At 71.4% G+C, this 14,690-nt stretch carries 15 protein-coding genes; 5 read left to right on the forward strand and 10 right to left on the reverse strand.

The features are described 5' to 3' along the window. Positions 1 to 131: 131 nt before the first annotated feature. Positions 132 to 725: a DUF1697 domain-containing protein gene (locus POF43_RS03930; protein WP_271324982.1), complete on the reverse strand. Its 594-nt coding sequence runs from the start codon at positions 723 to 725 to the stop codon at positions 132 to 134. 197 nt (positions 726 to 922) lie between these two features. On the opposite strand from POF43_RS03930, the gene POF43_RS03935 reads away from it, so the two are divergent. Then, the gene (locus tag POF43_RS03935) at positions 923 to 1,534 is read left to right on the forward strand and encodes a YdeI/OmpD-associated family protein (RefSeq protein ID WP_271324981.1); all 612 of its coding nucleotides are present in this window, start codon (positions 923 to 925) and stop codon (positions 1,532 to 1,534) included. A gap of 184 nt (positions 1,535 to 1,718) precedes the next feature. Here the strand turns inward: POF43_RS03935 and POF43_RS03940 are convergent, their stop codons facing one another. Together POF43_RS03940 and POF43_RS03945 are read right to left on the reverse strand one after the other, a co-directional pair. Further along, positions 1,719 to 2,384, reverse strand: coding sequence for a DedA family protein (locus tag POF43_RS03940; RefSeq protein WP_271317163.1), 666 nt, complete (start codon positions 2,382 to 2,384; stop codon positions 1,719 to 1,721). Between the two features lie 202 nt (positions 2,385 to 2,586). After that, positions 2,587 to 3,039, reverse strand: coding sequence for a DUF4442 domain-containing protein (locus POF43_RS03945; RefSeq protein ID WP_271317162.1), 453 nt, complete (start codon positions 3,037 to 3,039; stop codon positions 2,587 to 2,589). Positions 3,040 to 3,313: 274 nt separating this feature from the next. Between POF43_RS03945 and POF43_RS03950 the strand changes: the two genes are divergently transcribed. The 4 genes from POF43_RS03950 to POF43_RS03965 all read left to right on the forward strand — a co-directional run bounded on the left by POF43_RS03950 (position 3,314) and on the right by POF43_RS03965 (position 7,492). After that, complete coding sequence (locus tag POF43_RS03950; protein ID WP_282704401.1) at positions 3,314 to 4,342, forward strand: DUF8017 domain-containing protein; 1,029 nt, start codon at positions 3,314 to 3,316, stop codon at positions 4,340 to 4,342. Positions 4,343 to 4,468: 126 nt separating this feature from the next. Further along, a complete protein-coding gene (locus POF43_RS03955) occupies positions 4,469 to 5,917 on the forward strand; it encodes a purine-cytosine permease family protein (protein ID WP_271317763.1) in 1,449 nt (482 codons plus the stop codon). Between the two features lie 107 nt (positions 5,918 to 6,024). Further along, positions 6,025 to 6,708: an ArsR/SmtB family transcription factor gene (locus POF43_RS03960; RefSeq protein WP_271325296.1), complete on the forward strand. Its 684-nt coding sequence runs from the start codon at positions 6,025 to 6,027 to the stop codon at positions 6,706 to 6,708. Position 6,709: 1 nt separating this feature from the next. After that, positions 6,710 to 7,492: an SRPBCC family protein gene (locus POF43_RS03965; RefSeq protein ID WP_282704402.1), complete on the forward strand. Its 783-nt coding sequence runs from the start codon at positions 6,710 to 6,712 to the stop codon at positions 7,490 to 7,492. Between the two features lie 155 nt (positions 7,493 to 7,647). Here POF43_RS03965 and POF43_RS03970 read toward each other — a convergent pair whose 3' ends face one another. The 7 genes from POF43_RS03970 to POF43_RS04000 form a co-directional block, all read right to left on the reverse strand. Continuing rightward, on the reverse strand, positions 7,648 to 8,442 hold the full coding sequence (locus POF43_RS03970; RefSeq protein WP_271325575.1) for a spermidine synthase: 795 nt from the start codon (positions 8,440 to 8,442) through the stop codon (positions 7,648 to 7,650). Positions 8,443 to 8,809: 367 nt separating this feature from the next. Beyond that, positions 8,810 to 9,985, reverse strand: a complete 1,176-nt coding sequence (gene tuf / locus POF43_RS03975) for an elongation factor Tu (RefSeq protein WP_271325574.1) — start codon at positions 9,983 to 9,985, stop codon at positions 8,810 to 8,812. Positions 9,986 to 10,628: 643 nt separating this feature from the next. Further along, positions 10,629 to 11,231: a flavin reductase family protein gene (locus POF43_RS03980; protein WP_271322717.1), complete on the reverse strand. Its 603-nt coding sequence runs from the start codon at positions 11,229 to 11,231 to the stop codon at positions 10,629 to 10,631. A gap of 709 nt (positions 11,232 to 11,940) precedes the next feature. Further along, complete coding sequence (locus POF43_RS03985) at positions 11,941 to 12,396, reverse strand: TIR domain-containing protein (protein ID WP_282704403.1); 456 nt, start codon at positions 12,394 to 12,396, stop codon at positions 11,941 to 11,943. Continuing rightward, complete coding sequence (locus POF43_RS03990) at positions 12,393 to 13,205, reverse strand: Scr1 family TA system antitoxin-like transcriptional regulator (protein WP_271322715.1); 813 nt, start codon at positions 13,203 to 13,205, stop codon at positions 12,393 to 12,395. The genes POF43_RS03985 and POF43_RS03990 overlap by 4 nt, the downstream gene beginning before the upstream one ends. A gap of 55 nt (positions 13,206 to 13,260) precedes the next feature. Further along, the gene (locus tag POF43_RS03995) at positions 13,261 to 14,019 is read right to left on the reverse strand and encodes a hypothetical protein (RefSeq protein ID WP_271322714.1); all 759 of its coding nucleotides are present in this window, start codon (positions 14,017 to 14,019) and stop codon (positions 13,261 to 13,263) included. Further along, positions 14,016 to 14,600, reverse strand: coding sequence for a DUF6624 domain-containing protein (locus POF43_RS04000; RefSeq protein WP_271322713.1), 585 nt, complete (start codon positions 14,598 to 14,600; stop codon positions 14,016 to 14,018). Before POF43_RS04000 ends, POF43_RS03995 begins: the two co-directional genes overlap by 4 nt. Between the last annotated feature and the right edge of the window lie 90 nt (positions 14,601 to 14,690).

Here is a 14,690-nt window from a genome sequence, read left to right on the forward strand (position 1 = left end):
AGTTGAGAACTTCGCGACAGCCGACGCCTCGGCGCGGAGCGCTCCGGAGGCCCGAAGTGCGTTCAGGCGCCGCGCGGTCCCGCCGCGCGGTCCGGGGGTGGGGCGGAAGGTCCGGAGGGCCCGAACTGCGTTCAGGCGCCCATGAGTTCGGCAAGCTTGACGACGGTGTTCCAGTTGCGGGTGGTCGCGGTGACGCCCTTCAGCAGTGCGGGGCGGGCGAGGGAGACGGCGAGCTTGGAGCGGCCGAGGCCGTTCGGCAGGCTGAGGTAGATCACCCGGTCGCCGACGCGGTAGTCCTCCGGCGCGAACTGCTCCGGCGGTACGGCGGACAGCCGTTCACCGTCGATCGCGCCGGACAGGAAGGTGGCGTGCACGAGCTTGCCGTCGGCGGCGGCCTGCTCGGCGTAGGGGTTGGCGTCGATCACGGAGCGCAGGTAGGCGGCGGACCGCGCCAGGCACTGCACCGGGAACCCGAAGTGCTGCTCGATGACGCCTTCCAGCTCGGCGCCGAGCGCGGCCTCGTCGGCGCCGGTGGCAGTGGCGGTGGTGGTGGCGGCGGTCAGGACGACGTTGCCGCTGTTGAGGTACGTACGCGGTTCGCCGTAGCCGAGGTCCGCCAGCAGCTCGCGCAGCCGCGGCATCGCGACCTTCGCCCGGCCACCGACGTTGACCCCGCGCAGCAGGACGGCGTACGGGGTCGGCGAGGAGTTCGAGGTCGTCGGCATGGGCGGCACGATACCGGCCGCCCGGACAGCGCGCCGCGGGACACGGCACGGCCCCGGTTGCCGTGCGGGACCGCTGCCCGTACGGGGTTCACGGGGTGGTCGCCGTCCTGCCGCGCGCCGCAGGCCCGAGTCACGTCGGACCGCTCCGGCGGACCGGGCCGGGGAGATTGTCAGTGCCCTGTGGTTCACTGCGAGGCATGGGTGATGGGACAGGGGCGGGGGCAGCGCAGGGGACCGGCGTCGACCGCGAGATCGTCGTCTTCGACTCCGCCGACGCGTTCGCGGACTGGCTCGCCGAGCACCACGCGACATCGGCCGGTGTCTGGCTCAAGCTGCGCAAGAAGACGGCGGGCCCGGTCCCGTTCGACTACGCGCAGGCCCTGGACGTCGCTCTGTGCTTCGGCTGGATCGACGGCCGCAAGGGCGCGCTCGACGACGCGTGGTGGCTCCAGCGGTTCACCCGGCGGGCCGCGCGCGGCGCGTGGTCGAAGATCAACCGCGACAAGGCGACCGCCCTCATCGACCAGGGCCGGATGCGTCCCGCCGGTCTGGCCGAGGTGGAACGCGCCAAGGCCGACGGCCGCTGGGACGCCGCCTACGACGGCTCCCGCACCGCCACCGTGCCCGACGACCTCGCCGCCGCGCTGTCCGCCGACCCCGCGGCCGCCGCGTTCTTCGAGACCCTCGACCGGACCAACCGTTACGCGGTCCTCTACCGGGTCCAGGAGGCCAAAAGGCCGGAGACCCGGGCCCGCCGCATCGAGAAATACGTGCGCATGCTCGCCGAGGGCCGCAAGATCCACCCGTAACCGACCGCGAGCGCGCCGCCGGGCCGACTCACCGGCTTCATGTTCCGCGTCCGGGATTCCGGGTTCCGCCTCCGGGCTGACCTGACCGGATTCCGGGTTCCGGGTTCCGGGTTCCGCCAGGACGGAAGCCGTCGCGGGAGTCGCTCCGCCCACGATTCGCCCGTTACCGCCGCGCGGCCGCTTCCTACTGCCCGCGCGTACGGACCCGTTTGCCGTTGTCGCCCGCCGAACCGGAGTCGCCGTCGCGGGCGGCGCGGGACTTGGCGCGGTGGCGGACGACGAGGACGACCGCGGCGATCACCACGACGACGGCGGCCAGGCCCGCGTAGGAGAAGTCCTTGAGCCAGGTCTCGGCGACGATGCCGAGGTAGTAGACCGCGGCGGTGGTGCCACCGGCCCAGGCGATGCCGCCGAGGAGGTTGGCGATGAGGAACTTCCAGTACGGCATGCGCAGGACGCCGGACAACGGGCCGGCGAAGATGCGCAGGAAGGCGATGAACCGGCCGAAGAAGACCGCCCACATGCCCCAGCGCTGGAAGAGCCGCTCGGCGCGCTGGATCTGCTCGTCGCCGAAGTGCCGGGGGAAGCGGCGGCCGAGCCGGACGAACATCGCCTCGCCGTAGCGGTGGCCGATCGCATAGCCGATCGAGTCGCCGACCACCGCGCCGATCACCGCGCTGACGCCGACCGCCACCGGGGAGACGGTGCCGTGCACCGCCAGCAGTGAGGCGCTGACCAGGATGATCTCGCCGGGCAGCGGAATGCCCAGGCTCTCGATCCCGATCACCACCGCGACCGTCAGGTACGCGACGATCGGCGGAATGTGCTGGAGCCATTCCTGAACGTGCAAGGCCGCTTCCTTCCCCGGGCACCCCGGCATGCCGCTGGTCCCGGCAGCCTATGCGGCCGGAAGCACCGAACGGAAACGCCGCCACGGGCGGTGTCCGGCGGGCCGGGTGCCGTCGGCTCCGCCGGTGGGAACGCCCCGGCCGGCGAGGTGGCCCCGGTCGGCGGCCGGCCCCGTCAGCGGTCGCCCGGCACGCGGCTTCGGGTCAGGAGTTGGGGCGCAGGGTCCAGATGATCGTCATCTCGCCGGTCACGTCGCCGTCCTCGCGGGTGATCGCGACCTTGACGGGGAACTCGGGGCGCTGTCCGGCGTCGAGTTCGGCGAGGATGTCGGCGACCGGGCGGCCGAGGGTGGCGGTGGCGGTGACCTGGCCCTTGGCGAGCTTCTTGTAGCCGATCTCGGCGCGCACCGCGAGCGGCACGGCACGGGAGAGCTGGTCACCGAAGGCGGCGAGCACGATCGCGCCGCTGGCGGACTCGGCCAGGGTGAACATCGCACCGGCGTGCGGGCCGCCGACGTGGTTGTGGAAGTCGGGCTGGTCCGGCAGGCGCAGCACCGCGCGTTCCGCGGTGGCGTCGAGGAACTCCAGGTTGAGGGTGCGGACCATCGGCACGGTGGCCGCGAGCATCTCGCCGATCGACGGCAGCGTCTCAGACATGCCCGGAGGTTACCAGCCGGTAGCTTCCTTGTCCCCTGCCCCTCCCCCGGTCCCGACACCCCCTGGCCCCGGCCCCGGCCCTCGCTCCGATCCGCTCCCGGCCCCGCACTCTCCTCCCGATCCCTTCCCGTTCCACCCCCCCCGCCTTTACCACCCCACCCGGTCCCATACCCCCCCCCCCGCCCCCCGCCACCCAAGGCCCCCCGCCCCCCTACCCACAAAACCCCCCACCCCCCAACCCGCCCCCCCCCCCCCCGGCGTAGGGTGTCGCGCCATGTGGCCTGGAGATCAGCAGTCCGGTGGGGAGCGCGACGAGCGCGACTTCCCGCAGCAGCAGCCGAGTTCGCCCCCGCCCTCGCAACCCTCCGGACCGGCCGGGCCACAGGGCCCGTACCAGCCGCCCTCCCCCTACGGCCCCGTCCCGCCGCAACCCCAACCGTGGAACGCCCCCGGGCAGCCGCCCGTCCAGGGCTTCGCGTCCCCCGCCGCGCCCCCGCCCCAATACTCCGGCGGTATCCGGCCGCAGGACCCGGTGAGCGCCGGGAGGTCCGGGCGCCGCAACGCCGCGATAGCCATCTCGGTCGCCGCCGCCGTTGTGCTCGTCGCGGCCGGGGTGTCCGTGGCGGTGTTCAGCGGCGGGGGCCACCGCCTGCCGTGGGCCGGGCCGGCCGCGTCGCACTCGCCCAGCACGTCGGCCTCCCCCACGCCGGACCCCGCGCAGACCGACACGCTGCACTCCGGCGCGGCCAAGCCGGTGGTGCCGGGCTGGAAGACGATGGTGGACGGGCAGCGGCAGGTGGCCTTCGACGTGCCGCCGGAGTGGAAACTCCAGACGCCGTCGTTCGCCGAGTACATCCAGGACCCGGACGGCGCGGTGAAGATCGGGGTGAACGCGGTCGCCCTGCTGGGCGGTCCCACCTGCGGCGGCTCCAACGGGCTGGCGGGGGCCGGCACCCGTAACGACACGAAGGCCGCCGACTCCCGTTCGGCGGCCGAGAACGCGGCGCGTACGTGGGCGTCGAACGGATTCGGCGGCGCGAAACACTCCAAGGGGAAGCTGAAGCTCGATTCGGCCCCGTTCTCCAACGCGCACGGCATCAAGGGGACGCTGGCCACCGCCACGGAGACGTTCTCCCAGTCGGGCGGCACCTGCCCGAAAAACGGCGAAGTGCAGGCGATCGCGTGGCGCGGTTATCACCACATGATGTCGGAATGGGTGTTCTGGACCGGGACCGGGGCACCGGCGACCCCGCAGCAGGACGTCATCAAGCTGATCGAGGGAAGCATCCGCCCGACCTCGTGAGGCAGCCGAGGGATCGGATTTCATTCCGGTTCCGGTTTCGCATCGATGCCGGAATTACTTGACCCGCGCCGTCTCCTCGGGGTGAATGTGGCTCCGCACTGGCTGATTTCCGTCCGAGGAGGCGGCATGACAACGACAGAACCCCGGGTTTCCGGACTAGAGACACGATCCATCGACTACGTTCCGCTGAATGAGCGCCACGGCAAACTGTGGCATCTCGGTCCACTGTGGTTCATGTCCAACGCGCAGATCGCGACGCTGGCCGTCGGCCTGGTGAGCATCACGACCGGCGGCAACCTGATCTGGTCGCTGATAGCCATCGTGTCCGGCACCGTGCTGGGCACCTTCTTCATGGCATTCCACTCGGCGCAGGGCCCGCAGCTCGGGCTGCCGCAGATGATCCAGTCCCGCCCTCAATTCGGTTACATCGGCGCGCTTCTGGTATGGCTTTTCGCATACGTCCAATACGCCGGTTTCAATGTCTTCAACACCATTCTGGCCGGCCAGTCGGTGAGCCACACCGCGCACGGCAGCGTTAAATGGTGGGTGGTCGCCGTCACGATCGTGGCCCTGGTCATCGCGCTCATCGGCTACGACATCATTCACCGCGCCGAACAGTTCCTGACGTATGCCGTGCTGCTGGTCTTCGGCATCTTCAGCGTGGGCGTGCTGCTGACCCTGCACTACCCGGCGGGCTCGTTCGACCTCGGCGGCTTCAAGTGGACGCCGTTCCTCGCGCAGTTCGGCGTGGTGGCCGGTTACCAGATCAGCTGGGCCATCTACGTCTCGGACTACTCGCGTTACCTGCCGCCGAAGGTGACCGTGCGCAAGACGTTCCTGTGGACGTACTTCGGCTCGGCGATCGGCGGGGCGTGGATGATGGTGCTGGGCTGCCTGCTGGCGGCCTGGGCGGGCAAGGACTTCGACACGATCGGCTCCATCGACAAGGCCGGCGACAAGGTCTTCCACGGATTCGGCGCGATCGTGCTGGTCGTGGCGGCGCTGGGCCTGGTGTCGGTGACGGCGCTGAACATGTACGGCGGTTCGCTGACGCTGATCAGCGCGACCGACTCGATACGCCGCATCAAGCCCACCCTGCGCGCCCGGCTCACCACGCTGGTCGTGACGGCCGCGCTGTCCCTGGGCGGCGCACTGGTGGCCACCTCCGACTTCCTCACCAACTTCCAGAACTTCCTGCTGGTGGTCCTCTACCTGTTCATCCCGTGGACCGCGGTGAACCTCATGGACTACTACGTGGTGCGCCGCGGCCACTACGTCATCGCCGAGATCTTCAACCCCCGCGGCATCTACGGCCGTTGGGGCTGGCGCGGCATCACCGCGTACCTGATCGGCTTCGGCGCGATGGTGCCGTTCTTCTCGGTCGGCACGCTCTTCGTCGGTTCGGCCGCCAAGGCGCTGGGCGGCGCGGACATCTCGCTGTTCGTCGGCCTGCCGGTGTCCGGCCTGCTCTACTGGTGGTTCGCCCGGTCCATCGACGTGCAGGCCGAGATCCGGCTCGCCGAGGCCGAGGCCGCCGAGCTGGAGGCCCCCGCCGACCAGATCGCCACCGTCTGAGCCGTACGACGCCACCTCCCGGCCGCTGACCCGCGGTCGGCACCCACCCTCGTACCGACAACTTTGTCTTTCTTGACAAATAATGTTGTCGGTACGAGGGTGGACTCATGTTCGACATAGCGGTGATCGAGGACCCGGCGGCGGCCGAGGTCTCCCTTGACCCGGTACGGGCCCAGTTGCTGGCGGCGCTGGCACAGCCGGGATCGGCGACGGCGCTGGCCGCCCGGGTGGGGCTGCCCCGGCAGAAGGTGAACTACCACCTGCGGGCGCTGGAACGGCACGGCCTGGTCGAACTCGTCGAGGAACGCCGCAAGGGGAACGTCACCGAGCGGATACTGCGGGCGACCGCCGCCTCGTACGTCATCTCGCCGGCCGCGCTCGGCGCCGTGCAACCCGACCCGGACCGCGCGCCGGACCGGCTCTCGGCCCGCTGGCTGCTGGCGCTCGCCGCCCGGCTGGTCCGGGACGTCGGCGACCTGCTCTCCGGCTCGGCCCGGGCCGGCAAACCGGTGGCGACCTTCGCCCTGGACGGCACGGTCCGTTTCGCCACCGCCGCCGACCGCGCCGCGTTCGCCGAGGAGTTGACCCGCGCGGTGACCGGGCTGGTCGCCAAATACCACGACGACGGCGCCGCGCACGGCCGCGACCACCACGTCGTCGTCGCCCTGCACCCGAGCATCACCGGCCGGCCCACCCCCGGGGCGCCGGCCACCGACCCGGCGACCACGCCGACGACCGCCCCGGCGACCGATGTGTCCGAACACCCCCGTGACGAAAGGCTGGAGAGCTGAGATGACGCACGAATTCGAAGTCGACGAGGAGATCACCCTCGACGCGACACCCGAGCAGGTCTGGCAGGCCATCGCCACCGGCCCCGGCATCGACTCGTGGTTCATGGGCCGCAACGAGATCGAACCGCGCGAGGGCGGGCGCAGCAGCCTCAGCCTGCTCGGCCACACCTCGGAGTCCACCGTCACCGCCTGGGAGCCGGGCCGCCGGCTGGCCTACCGCGGCGACACCGGGCCGGACGGCACCTTCATGGCGTTCGAGTACCTCATCGAGGCGCGCGACGGCGGCGGCACGGTGCTGCGGCTGGTCCACAACGGCCTGCTCGGCGACGACTGGGAGGACCAGTACCGCGCGCTGAGCGTGGGCGACGGGATGTACCTGCGCAAACTCGCCGTCCACCTACGGCACTTCACCGGCCGCACCTCGGCGTGGAACCTCTTCCTGCCCGGCCCCGCGATGCCCGACCCGGCCCCTGTCTGGGCCGCGTTCACCGAGGTGTTCGGCCTCACCGGCCCGGCCGTCGCCGGCTCCACCGGCCGCATCGGCCTCGACCGCGCCGAACCGGCCGACGCCGTCGTCGAGTTCGCCCACGAGCCCGACTTCCTCGGCGTACGCACCGCCGACTCCCTCTACATGCTGGTGCACGGCTACCGGGACACGGTGGTCGTGGAACGGCACGCGTTCGCCACGTCGGCGGAGGGAACGGAGTCCGGCGCCAAAGCGGAGGCCGTGGCCACGGAGGCGTGGACGGGGTGGCTGAACGGGCTGGCGGGGCAAGGAAGTTGACGGAGGGGGCGGGGCGGGGGCCGGAGCGGGGTGCCGTCCCGCTGCGGGAGTTGACGGAGGGGTGCGGGGCGAGCGGGAGCAGGATGCCGTCGCGCCGCGCGAGTTGACGGAGCGTCAGTACGCCGGCCGGGCCCGGAAGGCGGGCGCGATCCGGGTCAGCCCACGCTGAAGGCTCCGGCGGGCGGGGCCGGGGACCGCACGGCGTCGGGGTCGTGGACCGGGCGGGCCGCACCGGTGAACTTCCGCAGGGACTCGCCGTGTTCGACGCGGGCGGGGAAGGCGTCGGAGGCGGCGCGGCGGGCCATCGCGGCCACCGGAGGCTCACGGTGACCGGCGACGACGACCGCGTTGCCGAACCGCCGTCCGCGCAGCACCCCCGGTTCGGCCAGCAGGCAGACGTGCTCGAAAACCGCTGCCAGCGTCGCCAGTTGGGGCTTGAGGAAGGCGAACGGCGCGCCGTCGGCCAGGTTCGCGAGGTAGAGCCCGTCGGGACGCAGGACCCGTTCCGCCGACCGCAGGTACTCCACCGACGTCAGGTGCGCCGGCACCCGCGAGCCGCCGAAGACGTCGGCCACCACGAGGTCGTACGCCCCGGCCGGTTCCCGTTCGACCAGGTCGCGGGCGTCGCCGGTGCGGATCGTGACGCCGTGGTCCGGGGCGAGCGGCAGGTGTTCCGCCACGAGGGCGGCCAGGGCGCGGTCCGCCTCGACGACCTCCTGCCGCGACCCCGGCCGGGTGGCGGCCACGTAACGCGGCAGGGTCATCGCCCCGCCGCCCAGGTGCAGCACGTCCAGCGCCCGGCCGGCCGGCGCCGCCGCGTCGACGGCGAAGGCCAGCCGGCGGACGTACTCGAACTCCAGGTACTCCGGATCGCCGAGGTCGACATAGGACTGCGGCGCCCCGTCCACCGTCAACAGCCACCCCGCGGGCCGGTCCACGTCCGGCAGCAGCCGGGCGGCACCGAAATCGGCGTCCCACCCGACCGGGGTCCGCGGGTCGTCCGGGCCGCCGCCGGGTTCCTCACCGGGCTGCTCCCCGAGTTCCGCACCAGGTTTTCCCCCGGGTTCCGGGCCGGGCTTCTCCCCGGACGTTCCGCCGGGCCGGCCGGGCTCGTCGTCGTGCGTGTCGTTCACCGGGCCATTGTCCCCGGTCCGCCGCGAGGGTCGACCCCGCGGCGGACCGTGAACGAACCGGGTGCGGCCGACGACGTCACGACGGCCGTAACGCGGTCACCGCTGCGCCGACCGGGCGTGCGCCGGTACGCCGCCGGGCGTGCCGTCACCGGTACGACGGTCCGATCAGCCAGCCACCATCCGGTCAGCCGACCGACGTCACCGTGCCGGCGGCGACCGTGCGGCCGCCCTCCCGGACGGCGAACCCGAGGCCGGGCTCCAACGGCACCGCGCGTCCCAGCTCCACCGTCATCTCCACGGTGTCGCCCGGCCGCGCCACCAGGGTCCCGCCGAGGTCGATGTCGCCGACCACGTCCGCGGTGCGGATGTAGAACTGCGGCCGGTACCCGGTGGACACCGGGGTGCGGCGCCCGCCCTGCTCGGTCGGCAGCACGAACACCCGGGCGGTGAACCGGCTGCTCGGCAGCACGCTCCCGGGCGCCGCGACCACGTGACCGCGCCGCACCGTCTCGCGTTGCACACCGCGCAGCAGCAACGCCACGTTGTCGCCCGCCTCCGCGCACTCCATCGGCTTGCCGAACGTCTCGACGCCGGTGACCACCGACTCCAGCTCCGCACCCAGCACCTCGACGCGGTCGCCGACCCGCACCCTGCCGCGCTCCACCGCGCCGGTCACCACGGTGCCGCGGCCGGTGATGGTCAGCACGTTCTCCACGCTGAGCAGGAAGGGCGCGTCGGTGTAGCGGGCCGGCACCGGGACGAACGTGTCCACCGCGTCGAGCAGCGCCTCGACGGCGCCGGTCCACCGCGGGTCGCCGTCCAGCGCGCGCAGCCCGGAGACCCGCACGACCGGCAGCGTCTCGCCCGGGTAGCCGTGCCGGACGAGCAGTTCGCGCACCTCCAGCTCCACCAGGTCGGTCAGCTCCGGGTCGCCGGCGTCCGCCTTGTTCAGCGCCACCACGATGTACTCAACGCTCAACTGCCGCGCCAACAGCACGTGTTCAGCGGTCTGCGGCATGATCCCGTCGAGCGCGGACACCACCAGGATCGCGCCGTCCAGCTGCGCGGCACCGGTGATCATGTTCTTCACGAAGTCGGCGTGGCCGGGCATGTCGACGTGCGCGTAGTGCCGGGTGGCGGTCTCGTACTCGACGTGCGCGATGTTGATCGTGATACCGCGCGCCGACTCCTCCGGCGCCCGGTCGATCCGGTCGAACGGGACGAAGGTGCCGCCGCCGGTGCCGTTCTCGCTGAGCACCTTGGTGATGGCGGCGGTCAGGGTGGTCTTGCCGTGGTCGACGTGACCCATCGTGCCGATGTTCAGGTGCGGCTTGGTCCGCACGTAAGCCTGCTTGGACATGCTGCTGTCCCCTCGGACCGCTTCACGTGAATCGCGCCCACACGTCGATCGCGTCAAGCCACGTCGCGTCGTACCGCGTGACATCGACCGACATCACGTGTCAGCGACGACTACGCGGATCGCGTTGAGCGCGCGCGAACCCCTCGACCCCGCCGACCCTCCCCCTGCGGGGTCCGCGGAACTCTCCGGGAAGGGTCACCTTCGGGCGCCGCCGAGAAACGCGCCCGCGCCGGCCGATGCTTCGGCGCCCCGCTCGACGGCAGCCCCCGGCGCGCCCGCGACCGCGGGCACCGCGCTGATGAAGGGATACCGGAACATGCGCCCATGATGGCCGGTCAACGGCGCGGCGGGCGAATGGTTTTCCCATCGGGGAAGTTCTTCTGGGCGGGTTCTTCCGCGGGGGTTCTTCCGGAGGCAGCGGGGTCGGGGGAGGTCAGATCATCGGGGCGCGGGCGGGGACGGCGGGGCCGAGGCTTGCGGAGTCGGAGTCGGAGTCGGAGCCGGAGCCGAAGTCGAAGTCGAAGTCGGAGTCGGAGCCGGAGCCGGGGCCGGAGTCGGAGCCGGGGCAGCGGGGACGGGGATCGAGGGCGGCGTCAGGTCGTCCGGGGCGGGGCCAGGGCCGGCGGCGGGGTCGGCGCCGGGGTCAGCTCTGCAACTGGTCGTAGGGGATGCGGGCGATGTCCTTGAACTCGCCGACGGTCGCCCACTCGTTCTTGCCGAGCCGGCTCAGCGGCCGCATCAGCCTGGCCTCCGGGTGCCCGTCGACCAGGACCTCCTCGGCGACCGCGGCGTGCACGACGCGCCCGAAGACGACGGTGGAGTCGCCCAGGTTCACGGTGCTGTGCAGCACGCACTCCAACGCGACCGGTGAGGCCGCCACCCGCGGCGGCTTCACGCGAAGACTCGGCTCCGTCGCGAGCCCGACCGCCTCGAACTCACTCACCCCGCGCGGAAAGTCCGTCGCCGTCCCGTTGATCTCCCGCGCCAACTCCTCCGGCGCCAGACAGACCACGAACTCCCCGGTAGCCTCCACGTTCACCAACGTGTCCTTCCGCCCCACCGACGTGAACTGCACCATCGGAGGACTGACGCAGGCCACGGAGAAGAACGAGTGCGGGGCCAGATTGGACGTTCCGTCCGCGCCGATCGAAGACACCCAGGCGATCGGCCGGGGCACCACGACAGCGGTGAGGAGCTTGTAGAACGGGTTGCGTCCCACGGTCTCGGGATCGAAGTCGATACGCATGGGTCCGAGTATCCCCGGTCGGGTTCACGCACGGCGAAGGCCCCTCGCCCGACGCCGCCTACCCCGTGCATCTCCTCCGGCCGCTTCGGCCTGGACGCCGGAGTCACCGCCAGCAGGAGGACGCCGACGACGCCCACAACCGCCTGCGCCGGCCGGAGTTCGCCCAGGTCCATAAGGAGAACGACACCTCCGCGTTCAAAAAGAAGAAGGTCGTCAAGGACGACGGCACCATCGACTGGGTCGTGGTCCGCCCCCGGTTCAGCCAACGGCTGGCGGACCTCGCCAGCGGCGCCATCGACGGCGTGATCTTCTACGACCTCGACCGACTCGTCCGGCGCCCCGGGACCTCGAAGACCTCCCGACATCATCGAGTACGTCAAACGCCCGGTGCTGGGCGCCACCGGCGGCCATATGAGCCGTACGGTCCGGCCTGGACGCCGCCAAGGCGGACGGAGAACTCGTCGCCTCCGCCGAACCGGCCCGCGTTGCACGCCTCCTCGTCGGCCCCTACACCGGCGTCCCACTCGTTTCCGACGTCCCCACCGGCCGCCAAGAGCTCATCGACGGCTCACCGACCTGTGGCGCTACGTCCTGCCCAGCCTGGCCCTCCCCAGCCTGATCCCCCACCTGAACGTGCCGGACCCGCCGTTTTTCGATGGGACAACCGAGCCGACTCCAGCACTCGCAAGATCGTCATCGCGTCATCGCGTCATCGCGTCATCGCGTCATCGACCGGCGTCAGGGGGTTGCTGTCGGCCGGGGGCAGGCGCAGGTGTTGGCGTAGGCGAGTGAGTAGGGCGGGAGTGGTGCGGGCGTGTCCGTCGAGCATGTCGGTGTGCAGTGCTTCGAGGGGTTCGCCGTGGGTCTGGAGGGCGTAGCAGTCGGTGCCACTGGCGTAGGCGATTCCGATGTCGACCAGGACGTCGGGGTGGGTACCGTCGAGGACCGCGACGAGCAGATCGCAGGCGGCGATCGTGGCAACGCGGGCGTCCAGTGCCTCGCACAGCGCGTCGACGGGGTCGGCTCCCCGTGCTGTGGCGGCGCGCGCGAGGTCGGTGCTGCTCTTGGCCAAGACGGTTTTGACGCCCAGGGACCCTAAAGAGCCGGTGAGTTGGTGGGTGTCGTGTTCGGGCGGGGCGGTGATGAAGGCGAGCACGGCGGTCATCGGCCGGTCCGGTCGGCCGCGTCGAGGACGAGGGCTCGTGAGGTGCGGGGCGGCAGGGCGGTCGGGCGCAGGGTGGCGAAGCGCTGTTCGACGTCGCGGACCGCGTCCGGCCTGAGCCAGTGAACGCCGGTGTCGACGTGGACGAAGCCGCTCGCCCGGTCACCGTGGCGTAGCAGGGTGACCGGGCAGGTCAGGGCCGGGGGTTCTCCGCTGTCGAGGGGGAGGACCTGGACGGTGATGCGGGGGTGGTCCGCGAGATCGGCGAGGTGTCGGTGGTGTGCTGATCGGTCGCCGAGCGTGCGGAGCAGGACGCCCTCGTCCAGGACGAGGCAGATCGGACTTCCCGCGTCGAGAATCCGCCGTCGGCCAGCCGCCCCGTCCCCGCCCCCGTCCTCGTCCGCGACGGCCAGCGGCTCGGCCTTGTCGCGGGCCTCGGCTTCGGAGTCGGTGAGGAACAGGTCGGGCAGCACGGTCGGTGCGAAGAACGACAAGGCCGTACCGGGGCCGTGCCGGTGGTCAGTCTCCGGGCGGGTTCGAGGGCGTTGGCGGATGTGGGGGTCCATCGCGGTGATCGCGCCCTGTGCGTCGCAGATGTCGTCGGCCGCCGTCAGGTAGGACGTGGTGGGGGCTCGGCGTCCGATCTCCACCGAGGAGACCAGCTCCGCGCTGTAGCCGCTGCGCCGGCCGAAGTCCTCACGGCTGAGTCCGCTGCGCCGCCGCCAGGCCCCGAGGACGGCCCCGGCCAGCCTGGCCACGGCGTCCGGTTCTTCCCGGACCGGGCCGACTCCCGTCAGGGCTTGCGTGTTCACGTCCCCTCCTTGGTGGTGCCTGTCGTATCCGGCGGCGCGATGCCTTGGCCGGGATCTACAGTCCTGCTGCGGCAAGTTCGGCCCGGATGTCGACCACGGTGCAGCGGCTCAGCTTGGCCAGCGGTTGAAGGGCGACCATCCACGGCAGCAGCTTCAGGTCGTCGTAGACGCAGCGGTCGATCTCGCGGACCAGTTCGAGTGATCCGTCGGTGCCGGGGCGGAAGCAGATGCCGAAGATGCCCCAGGGGCGGGGGTTGCGGACGCGCAGAGCCGGAGCCTTCTGGGCGAAGGAGCATTCGAGCAGCGCTTCGCGGGCGCAGGGCAGGCATACCGGTGGGTGGTGGGTGTATTCCACGTCGGGCCAGTTGAGGTTGCGACGGGTTTCGTCCGGTTTGACGAAGAACAGGGTTCCCTGACGGGTGCGGTCGAGGTCGCCGTTGCAACCCTGACAGCGCATGTCGAGCATGGCCTCGCCGGTACGACGCGGGAGGACGTGCCGGTAGAGGGGGATCGGGCGTCCCGCGGACGGTGGCGCAGTACGAATCCACAGCGCGCCCCGCCGGTCACGGTCGACGGGGGTCTCGTCCCGGAACATCACCCCCAAGCCGTTATCCCGCGGGACAATGAGCTCGTGCCCGGTGGGTAGTTGGCCCTTGAGCGGGGTGATGTACGGGATGAAGCGGCTGGTCTCGCGAACCGCTGGACACCTCGGGTCTCCCGACGCCAGCTTGACGCCCTCCGGCGCCGAACCGGGACTCATCGGGCACTGGGAATGGGACTCGGCGTCATCAATGCGCAGGGCAGCCGTCGTCATGCCGCCTCCCTCCCGTACCGCTGCCGCAACTCGGCCGTCTTCTCCGGATGAGGTCTGAGTCCGTACTCCGCCCGGCGGGCGTCCCGTTTCTCCGGATCATCGACCGGATACATTTCGATGCTGTCGGGCCCGTTGCGGAACTGCGTACCGAACCACTGCTTGACCCCGGTGAGGGCACAGCACCGGTCGTAGATGCGCGCCCACCAGGCAGATTCGGCTTCGTCGGCGGCCACGGCGTCCGCAAGGAGCGGCAGGACACCGTTTTGGAACTCCGCGTCGTCGCACCGGAGGGCGATCAGCCACGCGGCGTGCCCCGCGTCGAGCCCAACAAGGGTGACGCTCGGCCAACCGTGATCGGCGACGATGCGGCGCAGTGCCTCCGTGTTCGTACGGTTCGTCCGGCGCAGCTCGGCGCGTTGTTCTTCGGTGCGCTCGCTGTCCGGGATGGACCGGACGGTCTGCGCCAGTTTTGCGCAGCGCAGCAGGTCATTGGCGATGTCGAGTCGCGCGGGCGGCGTGCCGTCCAGAGGCGAAACGGCCGACACATCACCGCTGTTCTTCGTGGACGGTGGAATGCTCACAGTCTGTTCTCCGGTAGATGGGAGTTGGTCGGGCCGATGTCGATGGTCGGGCCGCCGGGTTCGGTTGTGTGGTGCGAGCGCTGAGTGCGG

The sequence above is a fragment of the Streptantibioticus silvisoli genome, assembly GCF_027947535.2.
GTDB lineage: Bacteria > Actinomycetota > Actinomycetes > Streptomycetales > Streptomycetaceae > Streptantibioticus_C > Streptantibioticus_C silvisoli.

Coding starts and splice junctions, on each gene's coding strand:
- POF43_RS03945 (WP_271317162.1), bottom strand. CDS start 3,039: ATGTCTGAGACGCTGCCGTCGATCGGCGAGATGCTCGCGGCCACCGTG.
- POF43_RS03985 (WP_282704403.1), bottom strand. CDS start 12,396: ATGACCGCCGTGCTCGCCTTCATCACCGCCCCGCCCGAACACGACACC.
- POF43_RS03995 (WP_271322714.1), bottom strand. CDS start 14,019: ATGACGACGGCTGCCCTGCGCATTGATGACGCCGAGTCCCATTCCCAG.
- POF43_RS03965 (WP_282704402.1), top strand. CDS start 6,710: ATGACGCACGAATTCGAAGTCGACGAGGAGATCACCCTCGACGCGACA.
- POF43_RS03955 (WP_271317763.1), top strand. CDS start 4,469: ATGACAACGACAGAACCCCGGGTTTCCGGACTAGAGACACGATCCATC.
- POF43_RS03935 (WP_271324981.1), top strand. CDS start 923: ATGGGTGATGGGACAGGGGCGGGGGCAGCGCAGGGGACCGGCGTCGAC.
- POF43_RS03960 (WP_271325296.1), top strand. CDS start 6,025: ATGTTCGACATAGCGGTGATCGAGGACCCGGCGGCGGCCGAGGTCTCC.
- POF43_RS03930 (WP_271324982.1), bottom strand. CDS start 725: ATGCCGACGACCTCGAACTCCTCGCCGACCCCGTACGCCGTCCTGCTG.
- POF43_RS03980 (WP_271322717.1), bottom strand. CDS start 11,231: ATGCGTATCGACTTCGATCCCGAGACCGTGGGACGCAACCCGTTCTAC.
- POF43_RS03950 (WP_282704401.1), top strand. CDS start 3,314: ATGTGGCCTGGAGATCAGCAGTCCGGTGGGGAGCGCGACGAGCGCGAC.
- tuf (WP_271325574.1), bottom strand. CDS start 9,985: ATGTCCAAGCAGGCTTACGTGCGGACCAAGCCGCACCTGAACATCGGC.